General features: G+C 51.4%; 14 protein-coding genes and 1 pseudogene. 10 read left to right on the top strand and 5 right to left on the bottom strand.

Annotated elements, in window-relative coordinates:
- Window positions 1-313: 313 nt before the first annotated feature.
- From KKC1_RS11750 to KKC1_RS11740, 3 genes are read left to right on the top strand one after another with little or no spacing between them, the layout of a single operon-like run.
- Window positions 314-1,474, top strand: a complete 1,161-nt coding sequence (locus KKC1_RS11750) for an NEW3 domain-containing protein (protein ID WP_088554640.1) — start codon at window positions 314-316, stop codon at window positions 1,472-1,474.
- Between the two features lie 9 nt (window positions 1,475-1,483).
- Entirely contained in the window at window positions 1,484-2,434 is a 951-nt protein-coding gene (locus tag KKC1_RS11745) for an ABC transporter ATP-binding protein (RefSeq protein ID WP_088554639.1), read from the top strand.
- A complete protein-coding gene (locus tag KKC1_RS11740) occupies window positions 2,428-3,387 on the top strand; it encodes an ABC transporter permease (RefSeq protein WP_088554638.1) in 960 nt (319 codons plus the stop codon). Before KKC1_RS11745 ends, KKC1_RS11740 begins: the two co-directional genes overlap by 7 nt.
- A 109-nt stretch (window positions 3,388-3,496) precedes the next feature.
- Here the strand turns inward: KKC1_RS11740 and KKC1_RS11735 are convergent, their stop codons facing one another.
- Window positions 3,497-4,282, bottom strand: coding sequence for a TerC family protein (locus KKC1_RS11735; protein WP_088554637.1), 786 nt, complete (start codon window positions 4,280-4,282; stop codon window positions 3,497-3,499).
- A 341-nt stretch (window positions 4,283-4,623) separates the two neighbouring features.
- On the opposite strand from KKC1_RS11735, the gene KKC1_RS11730 reads away from it, so the two are divergent.
- The 5 genes from KKC1_RS11730 to KKC1_RS11710 all read left to right on the top strand — a co-directional run bounded on the left by KKC1_RS11730 (window position 4,624) and on the right by KKC1_RS11710 (window position 7,933).
- Window positions 4,624-4,749: a twin-arginine translocase TatA/TatE family subunit gene (locus tag KKC1_RS11730; protein WP_088554636.1), complete on the top strand. Its 126-nt coding sequence runs from the start codon at window positions 4,624-4,626 to the stop codon at window positions 4,747-4,749.
- A gap of 191 nt (window positions 4,750-4,940) precedes the next feature.
- Window positions 4,941-5,153 (top strand): DUF1731 domain-containing protein, encoded by a 213-nt coding sequence (locus KKC1_RS11725; RefSeq protein WP_202820062.1) that lies wholly within the window; start codon window positions 4,941-4,943, stop codon window positions 5,151-5,153.
- Window positions 5,154-5,180: 27 nt separating this feature from the next.
- On the top strand, window positions 5,181-6,407 hold the full coding sequence (locus tag KKC1_RS11720) for a radical SAM protein (protein WP_088554634.1): 1,227 nt from the start codon (window positions 5,181-5,183) through the stop codon (window positions 6,405-6,407).
- A 23-nt stretch (window positions 6,408-6,430) separates the two neighbouring features.
- A complete protein-coding gene (locus tag KKC1_RS11715) occupies window positions 6,431-7,354 on the top strand; it encodes a TIGR01777 family oxidoreductase (RefSeq protein WP_428844935.1) in 924 nt (307 codons plus the stop codon).
- A 129-nt stretch (window positions 7,355-7,483) separates the two neighbouring features.
- Window positions 7,484-7,933: a hypothetical protein gene (locus KKC1_RS11710; RefSeq protein ID WP_088554632.1), complete on the top strand. Its 450-nt coding sequence runs from the start codon at window positions 7,484-7,486 to the stop codon at window positions 7,931-7,933.
- 56 nt (window positions 7,934-7,989) lie between these two features.
- Here the strand turns inward: KKC1_RS11710 and KKC1_RS11705 are convergent, their stop codons facing one another.
- From KKC1_RS11705 to KKC1_RS11690, 4 genes and pseudogenes are all read right to left on the bottom strand, one after another.
- The gene (locus tag KKC1_RS11705) at window positions 7,990-9,261 is read right to left on the bottom strand and encodes a methyl-accepting chemotaxis protein (RefSeq protein WP_088554631.1); all 1,272 of its coding nucleotides are present in this window, start codon (window positions 9,259-9,261) and stop codon (window positions 7,990-7,992) included.
- Window positions 9,262-9,443: 182 nt separating this feature from the next.
- A pseudogene (locus KKC1_RS16850) lies at window positions 9,444-9,638 on the bottom strand (Fe-Mn family superoxide dismutase); the annotation flags it as partial.
- 146 nt (window positions 9,639-9,784) lie between these two features.
- Window positions 9,785-11,086 carry a (Fe-S)-binding protein gene (locus KKC1_RS11695; protein WP_088554629.1) on the bottom strand — a complete coding sequence of 434 codons (1,302 nt, stop codon included), beginning with the start codon at window positions 11,084-11,086 and terminating at the stop codon, window positions 9,785-9,787.
- Window positions 11,076-12,506: an FAD-binding oxidoreductase gene (locus KKC1_RS11690; protein ID WP_088554628.1), complete on the bottom strand. Its 1,431-nt coding sequence runs from the start codon at window positions 12,504-12,506 to the stop codon at window positions 11,076-11,078. Before KKC1_RS11690 ends, KKC1_RS11695 begins: the two co-directional genes overlap by 11 nt.
- A gap of 187 nt (window positions 12,507-12,693) precedes the next feature.
- Between KKC1_RS11690 and larAH6 the strand changes: the two genes are divergently transcribed.
- The gene (gene larAH6, locus KKC1_RS11685) at window positions 12,694-13,962 is read left to right on the top strand and encodes a nickel-dependent malate racemase, LarAH6 family (protein ID WP_088554627.1); all 1,269 of its coding nucleotides are present in this window, start codon (window positions 12,694-12,696) and stop codon (window positions 13,960-13,962) included.
- A 99-nt stretch (window positions 13,963-14,061) separates the two neighbouring features.
- On the top strand, window positions 14,062-14,488 hold a 427-nt coding region (locus KKC1_RS11680; RefSeq protein WP_192868220.1), incomplete at its 3' end, for a YdcF family protein.

Below are 14,488 nucleotides of genomic sequence, written 5' to 3'. Positions count from 1 at the left end.
AGCCGGAAAGTAGGGCAAAAGGCGACTTCCTATCCCGAAAGAATTTGTGTTCGCTTTCCTGGTCTCTTCATACTCCCTTCGCAGGGGCCATAGAAGTTCGTTGTAGACCTTGGTACGCAGAACATGACCTCCTTTTCATATTTGTCTATTAACAAACCCATGCGGATGTGGTATTATCTTTAGCAAGAGCCATAGCCAAAACCTTCGTGGGCATTTGGTCGGACACCAATGTCATACAAGGTTTTTGCTTTGGCTCTACCTTTATGTTCTGCATTAATTACATTGAAAGAGACAGGGAGGGAGGATATTGGCAATGCGGAATTATAGCTTTACTCTTCTGGCCGTCTGCTTCATTATTTCCTTTGTGTTTATTCTTGCCTCTCCTGCTTTTGCCCAGGGAATATTTCTTTCCACCGATTATCCCGGAATAGTGGTGAAACCAGGTGAAAAGGTAGAAATTCCGCTGGAGATTACAAACCATACTTCGGCGGCACGCACTGTTAACCTGGAGATAGTTGAGGGACCGAAGGGCTGGGAGACCAATTTGAAACGCTTCAACCGGGAGGTTTTTAAGGCCCTGGTAATGCCGGGCCAAAAGACCGAACTGGACTTTGAAGTAGATGTTCCTGATGATGTAGAGAAGGGCATATACAAATTTGTTTTGCGGGCAAGTTCAAGAAGTATAGCTTCTAATTTGACCATTGAGATTAAGGTTGACCCTGAAGGGGCGGCGGGCACATCGATTGTTACCGATTATCCAGTACTGAGGGGGCCGAGTGATGCGCGTTTTCAATTTAGTGTGGACCTTGTAAATGAAAGTTCCTATGAGCAGATGTACAGCCTTTCGGCTGTAGCGCCTCCGGGTTGGGAAGTATATTTTACCCCGGCCTACGAGGATGAACGGATCGCATCAATTACTCTTGATAAAGGTGCCACCAAGGGACTGGAGGTGAACGTTAAGCCCCCGCGCTTTGTAAAAGAAGGGGAATATCCGATTAAAGTCAAAGCCCTGGGCAGCCGTTCCAGTGCGGAAGCTGACTTGAAGGTCATTATAACGGGAGATTACGAATTGAACCTGACCACTGAGACCGGGCGTCTAAATATGACGGCGGTTGCCGGCAGGGAAAACATACTCAAACTCCGGGTGGAAAACTTGGGGACAAAGGAAATTAATGATATTACTTTTGATGCTTCAGAACCCCAAAACTGGAGGGTTAAATTTGAACCTGAAAGAATCAAGTCCTTAGCTGCAGGGGAAGCAGCTACGATAACCGCAACTGTTATTCCTGCCTCCCGGGCCATTGCCGGAGACTATGCTTTTACTATAAGTGCCTCCGCAGACGGTGCCTATGACGACTTTGAACTGCGGGTTACGGTTAAGACCTCAACCATGTGGGGGATTATTGGCGTTCTTATTATTGCCGGGGTTGTAGCCGGCGTTTACTGGCTGTTTCAAAAATATGGACGGAGGTAGGCGAAGGCTATGGCCGAAGCTATAATTAAAACCGAAAATCTCACCAAAAAGTACGGTGACTTTTGCGCAGTTGACAATCTGAGTTTAACCGTGTATAAGGGAGAAGTATTTGGATTGTTAGGGCCTAACGGAGCGGGGAAAACCACTACTATCCTAATGCTGTTGGGCCTTACTGAACCTACTTCCGGGAGCGCCATGGTAGCTGGCTATGATCCCGTAAGGAATCCCCTGGAAATAAAGAGAAAGGTGGGTTTTCTTCCCGACCGGGTGGGGTTTTATGAAGACCTCACCGGGAGGGAAAACCTGCTTTATATAGCGGAATTAAACGGCCTCAGGGGAAAGACTGCGGAGAGAAAAGCAGCCGAGGTTTTGGAGCAAGTTGGTCTATCCCATGCAGCACACAAGAAAACTTATACCTATTCCCGCGGTATGAGGCAGCGGCTAGGTTTGGCAGAAGTGCTTTTAAAGGACCCGGAAATTATTATCATGGACGAACCTACCCTGGGTATAGACCCCGAGGGGGCGCGGGAAATGCTTAATATGATTAGTTTCCTTGCCCGAGAGCGGGGAAAAACTATAATGCTTTCTTCCCATCTTCTGTACCAGGTACAGAAGGTTTGTGACCGGGTGGGGATTTTTGTGAAGGGGAAAATGATTGCCCAGGGGCCTCTGGAAGACCTCTACCGTCAGCTGACAGGAGATAAGTTCGTTATTGAGCTACAGGTGGGAAATGGTAATGACCAGCTGGAAGGGATTTTGAAAAATATTGAGGGGGTAACTTCCGTTGAGAAGGAAAGGGGTCTTTATTTGATACATTGCGAGAGGGATTTGCGGCAGAGGATCACGGAAGAAATCTTTAAAAAGGGTTACCATCTTCTTCACCTGCATCTGCAGGGGTACAGCCTTGACGATATATACCGGAGATATTTCCAAAGCCAGGAGGTGGTGGAGCGATGGTAAAAATTTCTCCACCGGTTGGCCTGGGAGCGGTGTTTAAGAAGGAACTTTCAGACCATCTTACCGGGAAAAGATTTATCATCTTTTTCACCCTCATTTTGATAACTAGCCTAGCTTCCATCTATGTGGCAGGAATGACCATCCGAGAGACGGCTGCAGCTGCAAAAAACGAATTTGTTTTTCTGCTTCTTTTCACTTCGGGCGAATCATCCCTTCCTTCTTTTCTTGCGTTTTTAGGTTTTCTTGCTCCCCTGGCAGGTTTGGCACTCGGGTTTGATTCCATAAACGGAGAATATAACCGGGGAACCTTAATCAGGCTTCTCGCCCAGCCAATTCACAGGGATTCGGTAATCAACGGCAAATTTTTGGCCGGAGTTGCAGTTATTTCTATTATGCTGGTGGCCCTGGTGCTGCTGGTGGCGGGGATGGGTATTCTCCTTCTAGGAGTTTTTCCCACGGGGGAAGAAATGGCGAGAATGTTGGTATTTATTATTTTGAGTATTATTTATGTTTCTTTTTGGATGGGGCTTTCGATCCTATTTTCAATTTTGTTTCGGCAGACAACAACCTCTGCCCTAGCCGGTATGGCGGCTTGGTTGTTTTTTACAATATTTGTAAGCATTATTGCCGGTGTAGTGGCGGATGCTTTGCTTCCCCTTCCGCAGGAGGCAACAGCAGCTGAAATCATGCGCCATCAGACCCTTGAACAGTACCTGCAGCGCCTTTCTCCCACCACGCTTTATTATGAGGCTACCACTGTCGTCCTTACGCCGCAGGCCAGAACCCTAGGTCCGGTTTATATTACTCAGCTGGAGGGAGCGATACCTTCCAGCCTTCCGCTGGAAATTAGCGTATCCCTCATTTGGCCGCATATTGTCGGGCTAGTTGCCCTGACCTTTGTCTGTTTCGCTTTTTCCTATGCAATTTTTATGCGGCAGGAAATTCGGGCCGTATAAGGCTTCCTATTTTTGCATTTCAATCAGGGACGGTTCGCAATTTGAATACTTTCTTCGTCCCTGTTTTTTTATTTTAGCCGCTTGGGGCTTGGTTTAGCTATGCTATTCTTTAAGGAGATTCCGCCACTTCTTTATCCTCTTCTCCTTTATCTTTCGATAGGAACCAGCCTCCAGCAGCTACGGCAATCATAACGCTCCAGAATATAATTTTCCATTCAGGTGATTCGGGAAACTCTTCCGGTATTATTGCCACTTGGTGGTGGGCAAGGGCATGAATTGCCAGTTTTATTCCTACCCAACCTACTAAGATAAAGGCGGCAGTTTCCAGTCCTGGTTTGCGGTTAAGAATATTTACCAGCCAATTAGCAGCAAATCGCATGATAACAACTCCTATCAATCCCCCGAAAATAATCACCAGAAATTTTGCGCCATCTAAACTTCCTATCGGGGGCAGATTGGTATCGGGAAGAGTAAGCGCAAGGGCCACAGCTGCTAATATAGAATCTACAGCAAAGGCGATATCGGCCAGCTCTACCTTAATGACAGTTGTCCAGAAGCCCTCGCCTTTCTTAGTTTTTATTCTTCTTGCCTCGTGTTCTTTACCATTGATGAAAAACTCTTTAACAATATGATTGATGCTTATAAAGAGTAAATAAGCAGCTCCTATAGCTTGTACCTGCCAAACCCCTACTAAAAAAGAAATAATGAATAATGAGGCGAATCTAAATAGAAATGCGCCTCCTAAACCGTATAAAAGTGCTTTTTTTCTTGCTTTTTCGGGCAGGTGTTTAACCATTATCGCCAGGACCAGGGCATTGTCAGCCGCCAAAATTCCCTCCAGACCAACTATAACAATTAAAGTCCATGCGTATTCAAGCAACAGTGTCCCATCCATCTCCTTGTCCTCTGCTCCTTTCTATAAATATTTTTACCAAAATAAAAGACCTTTACCTTGATTAATAAGTTAACCAAGGTAAAGGTCTCACTTTAGCCGAAGCTATGGTAATACCGGACTTTCATTAGCCGGCATGACGGTATTACCACCTCGCACGAGGAAGTTACTCCCCTTTACCAATGCCCTTCATTACATAAATTAAAGTTGTGAGAAATTATATTATAGTATGGACATCTTTAACAAGATGATATCAGCCTTACTGGCCCGGGTCAAGATTTACGGAAACAAAAAGTGTTCGGCCGCTTGGGTTTACCAAAACTGGCTATCATTCTGGTGCTGGCATGATAATCTTCGGCGCCGGCAAACTGCCCGGTATGGGTAGGGCGCTGGGCCAAAGTATCCGGGAGTTCAAAGGTGCAATTAAGGAGCCGGAGAACAAGAGAGCGGAAGACCGACAAAGCGAATAGGGGGTAAAACCATGTTCAATATCGGAGCGCCGGAAAAGTTCCAATATGCAGCAGGTAAAGGGAAGCAGGAAGTCGAAAATTGGGGAGTAGAAGTACGATGGATGAGTTAATAAAAAAATTTCCTATAGTAAAGCAGACGGGCCGGTTAACGCTACTGCGCCCCAGCCGTAAAGATGGAAGAACTGGCGAAAGTGCTAGGAAAAGTGCTGAAGAGGCCTTCTTGGCTGCGGGTTCCCGGCTTTGCCCTGCGCCTGTCGTTTGGCGAAATGGCCGACATGCTGTTAACCGGTCAGCGGGTGCTTCCCGTCAAACTGCAGGAAAAAGGATATCGTTTTAAGTATCCCGTCGTCGAGGAAGCTCTGAAGGCGAGTCTCTTAAACCAGGTCCTGGTAAATCGTTTATGATAGAATTCATTGGCAGGAGGCTTCTCGATGAAACGGAAAGTTTTAAATATTGGCAAAGGCTGGCATGAGATGGGGCCTATAAGGCCGCCCAATGAAGGAAGAGATTGCTCGCTGCTGCTTCGCGTTACCCGAGGGTGTGCCTGGAATCGCTGTGAGTTTTGCCGTACGTACAAAAGCCAGCCCTACAGCCAGCGTCCGGTAGATGAAATAAAAGAGGATATTGATACGGTCAAGAAGCTGGCCGAGGAATTAAAAGTTATGTCCTGGCGTTTGGGTTTTAAAGGGGATATGAGCCAGGAATTGATTTTCGCTTTTGTCAACGATAATCCCGATCTGTACATTAACGGTGAGAGTGATGTGATCCAACGGCGATTGGCAAGCCTGACCAGCGTTGCCGCCTGGCTCGCCGCAGGAGCCAGGACTGTTTTTCTCCAGGATGGGAATGCAGTAGAGATGAAGACATCCAGGCTGCTGGAGATACTGCATTATTTGAGGGAAAGCTTTCCCGGCGTAGAACGGATAACTTCTTACGCCCGGTCGAAGACGGTGGCCAAAAAGCCGCTGGAGGACCTGGAGCGGCTGCACGAAGCCGGCCTTTCCCGGCTGCATATTGGATTTGAGTCCGGGTGCGACGAGGTACTGGCTTTTATGAAAAAAGGAACCACGGCCGAAGAACATATCATGGCCGGCAAAAAAGCCAAAGCCGCCGGAATATCGCTGAGCGAGTATTATATGCCCGGTTTGGGCGGGAAAAAATGGTCGAAAGAACATGCTCTAGAGTCCGCGGAAGTTTTAAATGAAATTAAACCCGACTTCATTCGTTTGAGATCTCTTGTTTTACGCCAGGGGAGTCCCTTAAGTGCTAGAATACAGGCCGGGGAAGGGGAGTTCGAACCTCTCATCGAAGACGAGGTGGTAGAGGAAATCGCGCTGTTTCTGGAGCACCTTGATTGTTCCGCCTATGTAACCAGTGATCAAATGTGCAACCTGCTGTGGGAAGTAGAGGGGCAGTTACCCCGGGACAAAGAGAAGATGTTGAAAATTATTGACGACTACCTGCAAATGCCCTTACATCAAAGGCTGGAATTCCAGCTGGAGCGGCGGGTTTCCTCTTACCGGGCTATTGCCGGGCATTTGGACAAAAACCTTGCGGCTGATGTGAAGGCGGCAAGGGAGGCGCTGGGGGAGAAGAGCACCGATGCGTTTGAGAAGGTACAGAAGGTGCTGAATACTGTTAAACCGGCTTTTGTTTAAGATGTATTATGCCTGGAAAGAAGGTGAAGGCATTGAAAGTACTAGTTACCGGCGGGACCGGTTTTATTGGTACGGCATTGTGCCGGTATCTACACGATAGGGGCGACCGGGTGGTGGTGCTGTCCCGGGATGAAAAGGCGGCCAGGCGACATCTGGGAAACGACCTTGAGGTTCTCTCCTGGGACCCAGCAGCCGGCAGCATGCCGGCAGGGGCGCTGGATGGGGTTGAGGTCGTTATCAACCTGGCTGGGGAATCCATCGGCGAGGGAAGGTGGACCGAAGTACGGAAACAGCGGATTCTCAACAGCCGGATCCGGACCACCAGGGTTCTGGTGGAGGCCATGGGAAAGGTGCAGGAACGGCCACGAGTGCTGGTGAGTGCTTCCGCCGTCGGATACTACGGGCCGCGTGGCGATGAAGTATTGACGGAAGCGGACCCGCCGGGCAGTGATTTTCTGGCCAAAGTCTGCCGGGCCTGGGAAGAGGAAGCCCTTAAGGCGGAAGATCTCGGCCTGCGGGTGGTGCTCTTGCGGCTCGGGATAGTATTCGGGCCGGGTGGGGGTGCGCTGGCCCGGATGGTTTTGCCCTTCCATTTTTTTGCCGGTGGTCCCATCGGGAGCGGCCAACAGTGGGTTTCCTGGGTCCACCGGGATGATGTGATAGAAATAATTCGGCTGGCCTCAGCGGATTCCTCCGTCAGCGGGCCGGTTAACGCAACTGCGCCCCAGCCCGTGAGGATGGAAGAACTGGCGAAAGTGATAGGAAAAGTGCTGAAGAGGCCTTCCTGGCTGCGGGTTCCCGGCTTTGCCCTGCGCCTGGCGTTTGGCGAGATGGCCGACATGCTGTTAACCGGCCAGCGGGTGCTTCCCGTCAAACTGCAGGAAAAAGGATATCGTTTTAAGTATCTCGTCGTCGAGGAAGCTCTGAAGGCGAGTCTCTTCGGGTAAATTATTTACGATGAGCGGTGACATCCAGAATTTAAGCAGAAATTGCTTTCGAACATATGTGCGAAATTTTTGTTGATTTCTTGGTGCAGGAAAATATTTTATATTTTATTCCCGTTTGAGGTGATCGATATGGAAGAGCTTATCAGGATGGTGAGAGAAAACAGTCGTAGACTGGACAACCTGGAACTTATGCTAAGACAAGTGATGGTGGCAATAAAGGAAGTTCATGACGATGTAAAAGAGAACCGGCAGGCCACAGAAGAGAACCGTAAGGCTATTGAAAATCTTAGTCTAAAGGTGGAAAAGCTGGATACGCGGGTGGGACGTGTTGAGGAACGGTTAGAAAGACTTGAGGCACGGATGGAAGATGTTGAGGATCGGGTAGAAAGACTTGATCTGCGGGTAGGAAACGTTGAAGAGCGAATGGGAAAACTTGAGGAACGAGTAGAAAAATTGGATTCAAGACTTGAAGCGATGGATTTAAGATTTGAAGCGCTGGATAGAAAAGTTGAAGTACTGGGCCCTGAGTGGGTCAAGTTAAAGTGGGAAGTGGAGGCCCTGAAGGCGCAGACGGGTTGAACGGGAAGGACAAAGGCCTGAGCAAAACTGCTCAGGCCTTTCAAATTGAGAATGTATCAAAGCTTAAACTGCTTCACATATTCGTCCAGCTTCTGTACTTCATCTCTCAGGTTGGCAGCAAAGGAGTCAATCTCGGCCATGCAGGTGGACTGTTGCTGAACGGCGGCAGCTACGTCGGCGGAAAAAGCCACGTTGCTTTCCACTGCCTCCAGGATGGACTGGAGGTTTTCTTTGTTCTGGACAATCTGATGGGTTATATTATCAATGGCCTGGGATATTTGTTCGAAAGCATCAAGGGCGGAAGCAGTGGTAAGGGAGATGTGCCGAAAGACTTCCTCGGTCTCGCCGGTAACGGACAGACCGTCCTGGGCAAGCTCGAGCCAGCGTTTGTTGTTTTCTATAACCGTCCTGATATCCTGCTGCATGGAGCGGATTATCTCGGTTACCTGCTCGGCCGAGCGGTTGGAGTTTTCCGCCAGTTCCCGTACCTGCTCGGCTACGACCGCGAAGCCGCGCCCCTGGTCACCGGCTCTGGCGGCCTCGATGGCGGCGTTGAGGGCGAGGAGGTTGGTTTGCTCGGCGATGCTCCGGATCATGTTGACGATTTCGTCTATCTGTTGGGAGCGCCGGGCCAGGAGGTTTATGGTCTTTTGGTTGGCCTCCAGGCTGGAGCTTAATTCGGATATCTGTTTCTTTACCGCCTCTACCGCCCGGTTGCCGCTGTCTACGCTGGTACGCATGCCCTGGGAGGTCTTCCGTACTTCGCCGGTGCTGGAGGCAATCTGCTGGATGCCGGTGGCGATATTTTCCGCCGCGGCGGAGAGACTTCTAATCTGTTTCGCCTGTTCTTCGGAGTTAAAAGCGATAGACTGCACCTTTTGCGAAACTTCTTCCAGGGCTCTACTGTTCTCGCGGGTAGAGGATTGAAGGTGGCTGCTGAATTCTTCTACCTGGTTTACCAGTTTGACTATCTCCCCGAGGGCATCCCGGAGCCGATCTATCATCTGGTTCGTATTCCGGGCCAGTTCCCCGATGATGTCCTTGCCATCAAGGGTGAGTTTTTCAGTAAGGTCTCCTCGAGAAACATTTATCGTCTTAGCGGTAATGGTCTGGATTGGTTTGAGCAGTGTCTGCAAGGCTATCAGATAATTAACCAGACCAACGATTATTCCGGCCACCAGACAGCCTGCAATAAAAAAAGTCTTGCGTTCCGGGATAAAGTGGACAAAATAATTTGCATAAAAGGGAAAGATTATTCCCATAATTATGCCGATGCCTACCATCTGGAGGAACATTTTGCCCATGGTCGAGCGCGTACGTATAGCCATTTAAACCACTCCCTCGGAGCAATTTCTTGGAAAAAATTCGACACCGTTTGATTTATTCCCTGCATTATAAATAAGTTTTATTTCCATCCAGAGACTAAGCGAATCAACCGTCTGGGTTCAAGCCGGGTTCAAGCCGGGGACGGTTCTGAACTTGAATTCAATCCCGTCAGTTAGGTAAGCTTTTAAAAGTACCGGTACCGCGCCCTTACCGGCTCCCAGTCGATATTTTGCATAAAAGCTTCGATGTAGGCGGCCCGGTTCGTTCCGTAGTCGATAAAATAGGCATGCTCGTACACGTCCAGAACCAAAAGGGGTTCCATTTTAACCACCGGACCCAGATTGTGGGTGTCCAGGAGAAAGTTGTGGAGTTTACCATCCCGGAAATCGATTTTTTGTCTCTGTATATTTATGCGGGAACAGGCGAACAGGGTAATTCAGATAAACATAAAGATTGAATCCTTGGCTGCCGAATGGCGGGAGTGAAAGTGGCAAAGGCCTGAGCAAAACTGCTCAGGCCTTTGCGTTAGCCTGTTTTGGAGGCGGCAGTTGTTTTTTCGGCTATCCGGTAGGAACGGGCCAGAAGTTCTACCGGGTGGAGTATGGTCAGGTTCAGTCCGTGCTGCTCCATGCCGTGGCGGAGCTGCATGGAGCAGGCGGGGCAGGACGTGGCAACGGCTGAGGCGCCGGTCTGGCGAATAGCCTCAATTTTGCGGTTCAGGATGCGCATGGAGAGGTCGTAATGGTTCATGCTGAACGTTCCGGCGCCGCCGCAGCATTGCCCGGCGGAATCGTTTTCGACGAACTTGACTCCCGGTAGCATTTGCAGTAGCTTCCGGGGTTGTTTCTTGATACCTTGGCCGTGAATTGAATGGCAGGGGTCATGGTAAGTCACACTGGTTGCCGGGAGCTGGCCGAATTCCTGGCTGAGCTCCAGCTTATCTGCCAGGAAGGCGGTCAGGTCGTAAACCTTACGGCTGAACTCTTTGGCCTTTTCCAGGAAGGGGTTCCCGGCAAACAATTGGTCAAAATAGTGGCCCTCCAGCATGGAACTGCATGAAGCGCAGTCGGTTACTACTGTATCTACCCCCGCCTCCAGAAAAGCTTCTACGTTGTTTTGCATTACCTGCCGGGCGGTTTCTGCCTCTCCGTTGGCCAGGTGGGGCATTCCGCAGCAGTTGAGACGGCGGGGAATCACCACCTCGCACCCGTTCCGGGTAAGCACTTCCACCGTGGCCCGGGCTACGGAAGGATAAAAGAGACTTGTGGCGCAACCCAGGAAATATCCTACCCGGAGCCTGCGGGATCCCCTGGCCGGGTTCACCGCAGGCAGTTTTGCCGCCGGCGGGTGGGGTACTGGGCTCAACAATTTTTCCGCCCGCGACAGGGTCGAAGGCAGAAAACGGGTCAATCCGGCGCGCCGGGCCAGAGAGCGGAGGCCGGAAGCCTGGTATCCCCAGAGGAAAAAGCCAATGAAGCGCAGGCTGGTGGAATCAGTCCACAGGTTGCGAAGTAAAAAGCGCTTGAGGGAAGAATCGCCGTAATCTACCAGGTGAGCCCGGGCTGCCGCCACCATCTGGTCTACGGGTATGCCGGAAGGGCAGTTTTTGCTGCAGGCCTGGCATAAGAGACAGCGGCTGGCACGCTGGGCCAGCTGAGAGGAAGGTTTCAGTTCTCCGTCCCTCAGCAACTGGACCAGGAAGACGTGAGCTCGCGGTGCGGCTCCTTCAATCCTGATTTCGCTGAAAATGGGACAGACGGAGCGGCACTGCCCGCAGCGCACGCACTTTTTAATTAAGTCCTTGACTGCCGGAACTTCACGAAACACGGGCCTCTTCCTCCTCCGGCAACAGTTTTCCGGGGTTCATAATGCCTTTGGGATCTAGCGCTCTTTTTATCAGCAGCATGATATCTACCGCCGGCCCGTGCTCGAGCCGGGCGTAGGGCGCCCTCACCAGTCCCACGCCGTGCTCGCCGGTGGTGCTTCCTCCCAGCTCTACTGCCAGGCGGTGAATGGCGTCGGCGAATTTTTCCACCCTCTCTATTTCCTCCGGGCTTTCTGGGTCAATAACCGGTGCGGTGTGAACGTTCCCGTCTCCGATATGGCCGTAGTTGACCACGCCTACGCCGTACTTTTCTCCCAGTTCTTTAATCCTGCGCAGGCATTCGGTGACCTTGGACAGAGGAACGCTTATATCCTCGCCGGCAAAAACCCGGCTGCCGTCGGGGCGAACCCGCGCGGCGGCGGCGGCGGTCACGCTCCGCCCTTCCCATAGCTGGGCCATGCGTTCCGGGTCGGTAGACCATTCAACCTGGCTGGCCCTCTTTTTGGCGATGCGGGCTACTTCATTTCCTTCCCACTCTACGCTGGCCGGGTTGCCGTCCAGCTCAAAGAGCAGTATGGCCTGGGCATCGGGCAAGTTGATTTCCGGTTTGTACTCGTTCACGGCTTTGATGGCGGAATCGTCAAGGATCTCAATACCGGCCGGTAGAATGCCTGCCTGGTAAACCTCTAGCACCGTCTGCGGTGCATCTTCCAGATCGGGAAATACGGCCATGAGGATACCCCGGGCTTTCGGTTTGGGCCATACCCGCAGGCGCACCCGGGTGATTACACCCAGGGTTCCTTCTGAGCCGACGAAAAGTTTGGTGAGGTTCATTCCGGAAACATTTTTGATGGCCCGGGACTTCATCCCACCGGTAACGATCACATCTCCGTAGGGAAGCACTACCTCCAGCCCGAGAACGTAATTCTCGGTGGTGCCGTACTTGACCGCCCGGAGTCCGCTGCTGTTGTTGGCGACCATGCCGCCGATGGTACACATGCGGGAACTGCCCGGGTCCGGCGGGAAGAAGAGGCCGTATTTGGCCAGTTCTTTGTTGAGGTTGGCGTGAACTACTCCCGGTCGGACAATGGCCTGCATGTTGGAAGTATCGATTTCCTCAATGGTATCCCAGGTGGAGAGGTCCAGGACAATGCCGCCCCGCACGGGTACCGCGCCGCAAGTTTCACCGGTGGCTGCGCCCCGGGGGGTCACCGGGATGTTGTTTGCGTAAGCATACTTCATTATTTTCGATACTTCTTCCGTACTCCGCGGGGTTACTACGGCATCGGGAACAAAGCGGTGGTTTCGGGATTTAAAGGAACTGTCGTATGAGTAGCACAGGAGGTCCAGCTCTTCGGATATGACCTTATCGGGACCGATTAAAGCAACTAGATCTTTTACGAGTGCCTGATTTTTCAAAATTTCACCTCATTTCTGAGTAGTCGTTTTGTTGAGGCAAAAGACACCACTTTAATTATACAATAAGAAAGGGAGCGGAGGATGGGAGGGTGGTGATGTATACTATATACTTGTGCTTAAGAGTACATGGTCGATTGCCAACGGTTCCCGCGGAATGGTAAAATGAAGGAAAAGGGAGAGGGGGTAGGGTATGGAATTACGCCTTAAATATGGAAGAGAAGAACTGGCGGCCGAGATACCGGACCGCAACGTGCTGAATACTGTACTGCCAAACGAAGGGCCGGGAGTAGAGGATCCTCTGGCTGCGGTGCGGGAGGCCCTGGAAAATCCTATCGGTTCGCCCCGGCTGGGAGAGATCGTATTTCGCAAGAAGCCGCGGAAAGTGGCCATCGTGGTAAATGATGTTACGCGGCCTACGCCTTACGAGTACATATTGCCGCCCCTTCTGGAAGAACTGCACGGGGCGGGGGTACAGGAAGAAGAGGTTGTCTTTGTTATAGCTACGGGTATTCACCGGGGGCACACTCCCGAAGAAAACCGGCGTATTTTTGGCACGGAGTTAGTAGAGCGCTATCGCTTCGTCAACCACAATGCGGAAGACGAAGACAACCTGACTTCCCTAGGTACCCTTTCCGACGGCAGCGAACTGCGGATCAACCGGGAAGTGGCCGAAGCGGACATGGTCATAACCACGGGGTTGATCGGCCTGCATTATTTTGCCGGTTACTCCGGCGGGCGGAAGTCAATTCTGCCGGGGGTTGCGGCCAAAGACCAGATTACGCGCAATCACGCCCGGATGACCGATCCCCGGGCCACTACCGGAAATTACGAGGATAATCCGGTACACTGGATTATGGTTGAAGCCGCCCGGAAGGCGGGAGTAGATTTTATTGTGAATGTGGTTACCAACTCCCGCAAGGAAATAGTGGCGGCGGTGGCCGGAGAATTGGAAGAAGCCTGGCTGGCAGGCGTGAAAATATGCCGGGAGATGAGCGTGGTAGAGATTCCCGGGCCGGCGGACGTGGTAATTGCCGGTGCCGGCGGGTTTCCAAAGGATATCAACGTATACCAGGCCCAGAAGGCGCTGGACAACGCGGCGCCGGCTGTGCGGCCTGGCGGTACCATTATTTTGGTGGCCCAGTGCTCCGAAGGTTACGGGGAAGATACCTTCGAGGAGTGGATCCGGTCGGCCCGGAAGCTGGAGGATATTTTTGAACGGTTTGAACGGCAGTTTGTTTTGGGCGGGCACAAGGCTTTTGCCATAGCCCGGGTAGTGAAGGAGAAAGAGGTGGTGCTGGTATCCGACCTTAACCGGGAGGATACGGAGAGGCTTTTCTTCACCTATGCTTCCAGCCTGGAAGATGCGCTGAAATACGTCGAAAAGAAACACGGTCGGGACTACCAGGCTTTGGTTATGCCCCAGGCTGGGCTGGTCCTGCCGGTGGTGGCAGACAGTTAAAAAAAGAAAGGGACTTGAGCAGGGGAAAAACCCTGCTTTTTTATTGGCACTCTTATTCTCCGTCCCGCGTATATTATGGGGGAAAGGCGGGACGGTATCATGAGGAGGCAGCAGAAAGTCCCGGGGTTTATAACCCTGGTGAGCAGATTCCTGCGATGGACGGGGTTATTAGTTTTGTTCCTTTGGGCTTTAAAAAACGCGGGGAATTATCTGGTGGTGAGTGACCCTCTGGAGCCGGCGGAGGTTATAGTTGTCCTGGGAGGGGAACTAGAAAGGGTAGACTGGGCAGTTACGCTCTACCGGGAAGGCTATGCTCCTTATATTATTCTTTCCGGGGCGGCCCGGAGAATGGGATATCGGGCCGTAAGCCGGGGGGTGCCGTGGGAGGCCCTGATCCTGGAGGATGAGGCCCGGTCCACCTACGAAAATGCGGTTTTTTGCCGCCGCATAATTCTGGAACAAGGTTTCCGGTCGGCAATAGTAGTATCTTCCCCTTACCACATGCGGCGGTCGAAGTTCACATTTG

The organism is Calderihabitans maritimus (assembly GCF_002207765.1).
Lineage (GTDB): Bacteria > Bacillota > KKC1 > Calderihabitantales > Calderihabitantaceae > Calderihabitans > Calderihabitans maritimus.
This window is presented reverse-complemented; position numbering and strand designations above follow the sequence as displayed.

Excerpts from the sequence above, each read along its gene's own strand:
- larAH6 (WP_088554627.1), top strand. The coding sequence starts at position 12,694 with ATGGAATTACGCCTTAAATATGGAAGAGAAGAACTGGCGGCCGAGATA.
- KKC1_RS11720 (WP_088554634.1), top strand. The coding sequence starts at position 5,181 with ATGAAACGGAAAGTTTTAAATATTGGCAAAGGCTGGCATGAGATGGGG.
- KKC1_RS11750 (WP_088554640.1), top strand. The coding sequence starts at position 314 with ATGCGGAATTATAGCTTTACTCTTCTGGCCGTCTGCTTCATTATTTCC.
- KKC1_RS11710 (WP_088554632.1), top strand. The coding sequence starts at position 7,484 with ATGGAAGAGCTTATCAGGATGGTGAGAGAAAACAGTCGTAGACTGGAC.
- KKC1_RS11705 (WP_088554631.1), bottom strand. The coding sequence starts at position 9,261 with ATGGCTATACGTACGCGCTCGACCATGGGCAAAATGTTCCTCCAGATG.
- KKC1_RS11745 (WP_088554639.1), top strand. The coding sequence starts at position 1,484 with ATGGCCGAAGCTATAATTAAAACCGAAAATCTCACCAAAAAGTACGGT.
- KKC1_RS11735 (WP_088554637.1), bottom strand. The coding sequence starts at position 4,282 with ATGGATGGGACACTGTTGCTTGAATACGCATGGACTTTAATTGTTATA.
- KKC1_RS11730 (WP_088554636.1), top strand. The coding sequence starts at position 4,624 with ATGATAATCTTCGGCGCCGGCAAACTGCCCGGTATGGGTAGGGCGCTG.
- KKC1_RS11740 (WP_088554638.1), top strand. The coding sequence starts at position 2,428 with ATGGTAAAAATTTCTCCACCGGTTGGCCTGGGAGCGGTGTTTAAGAAG.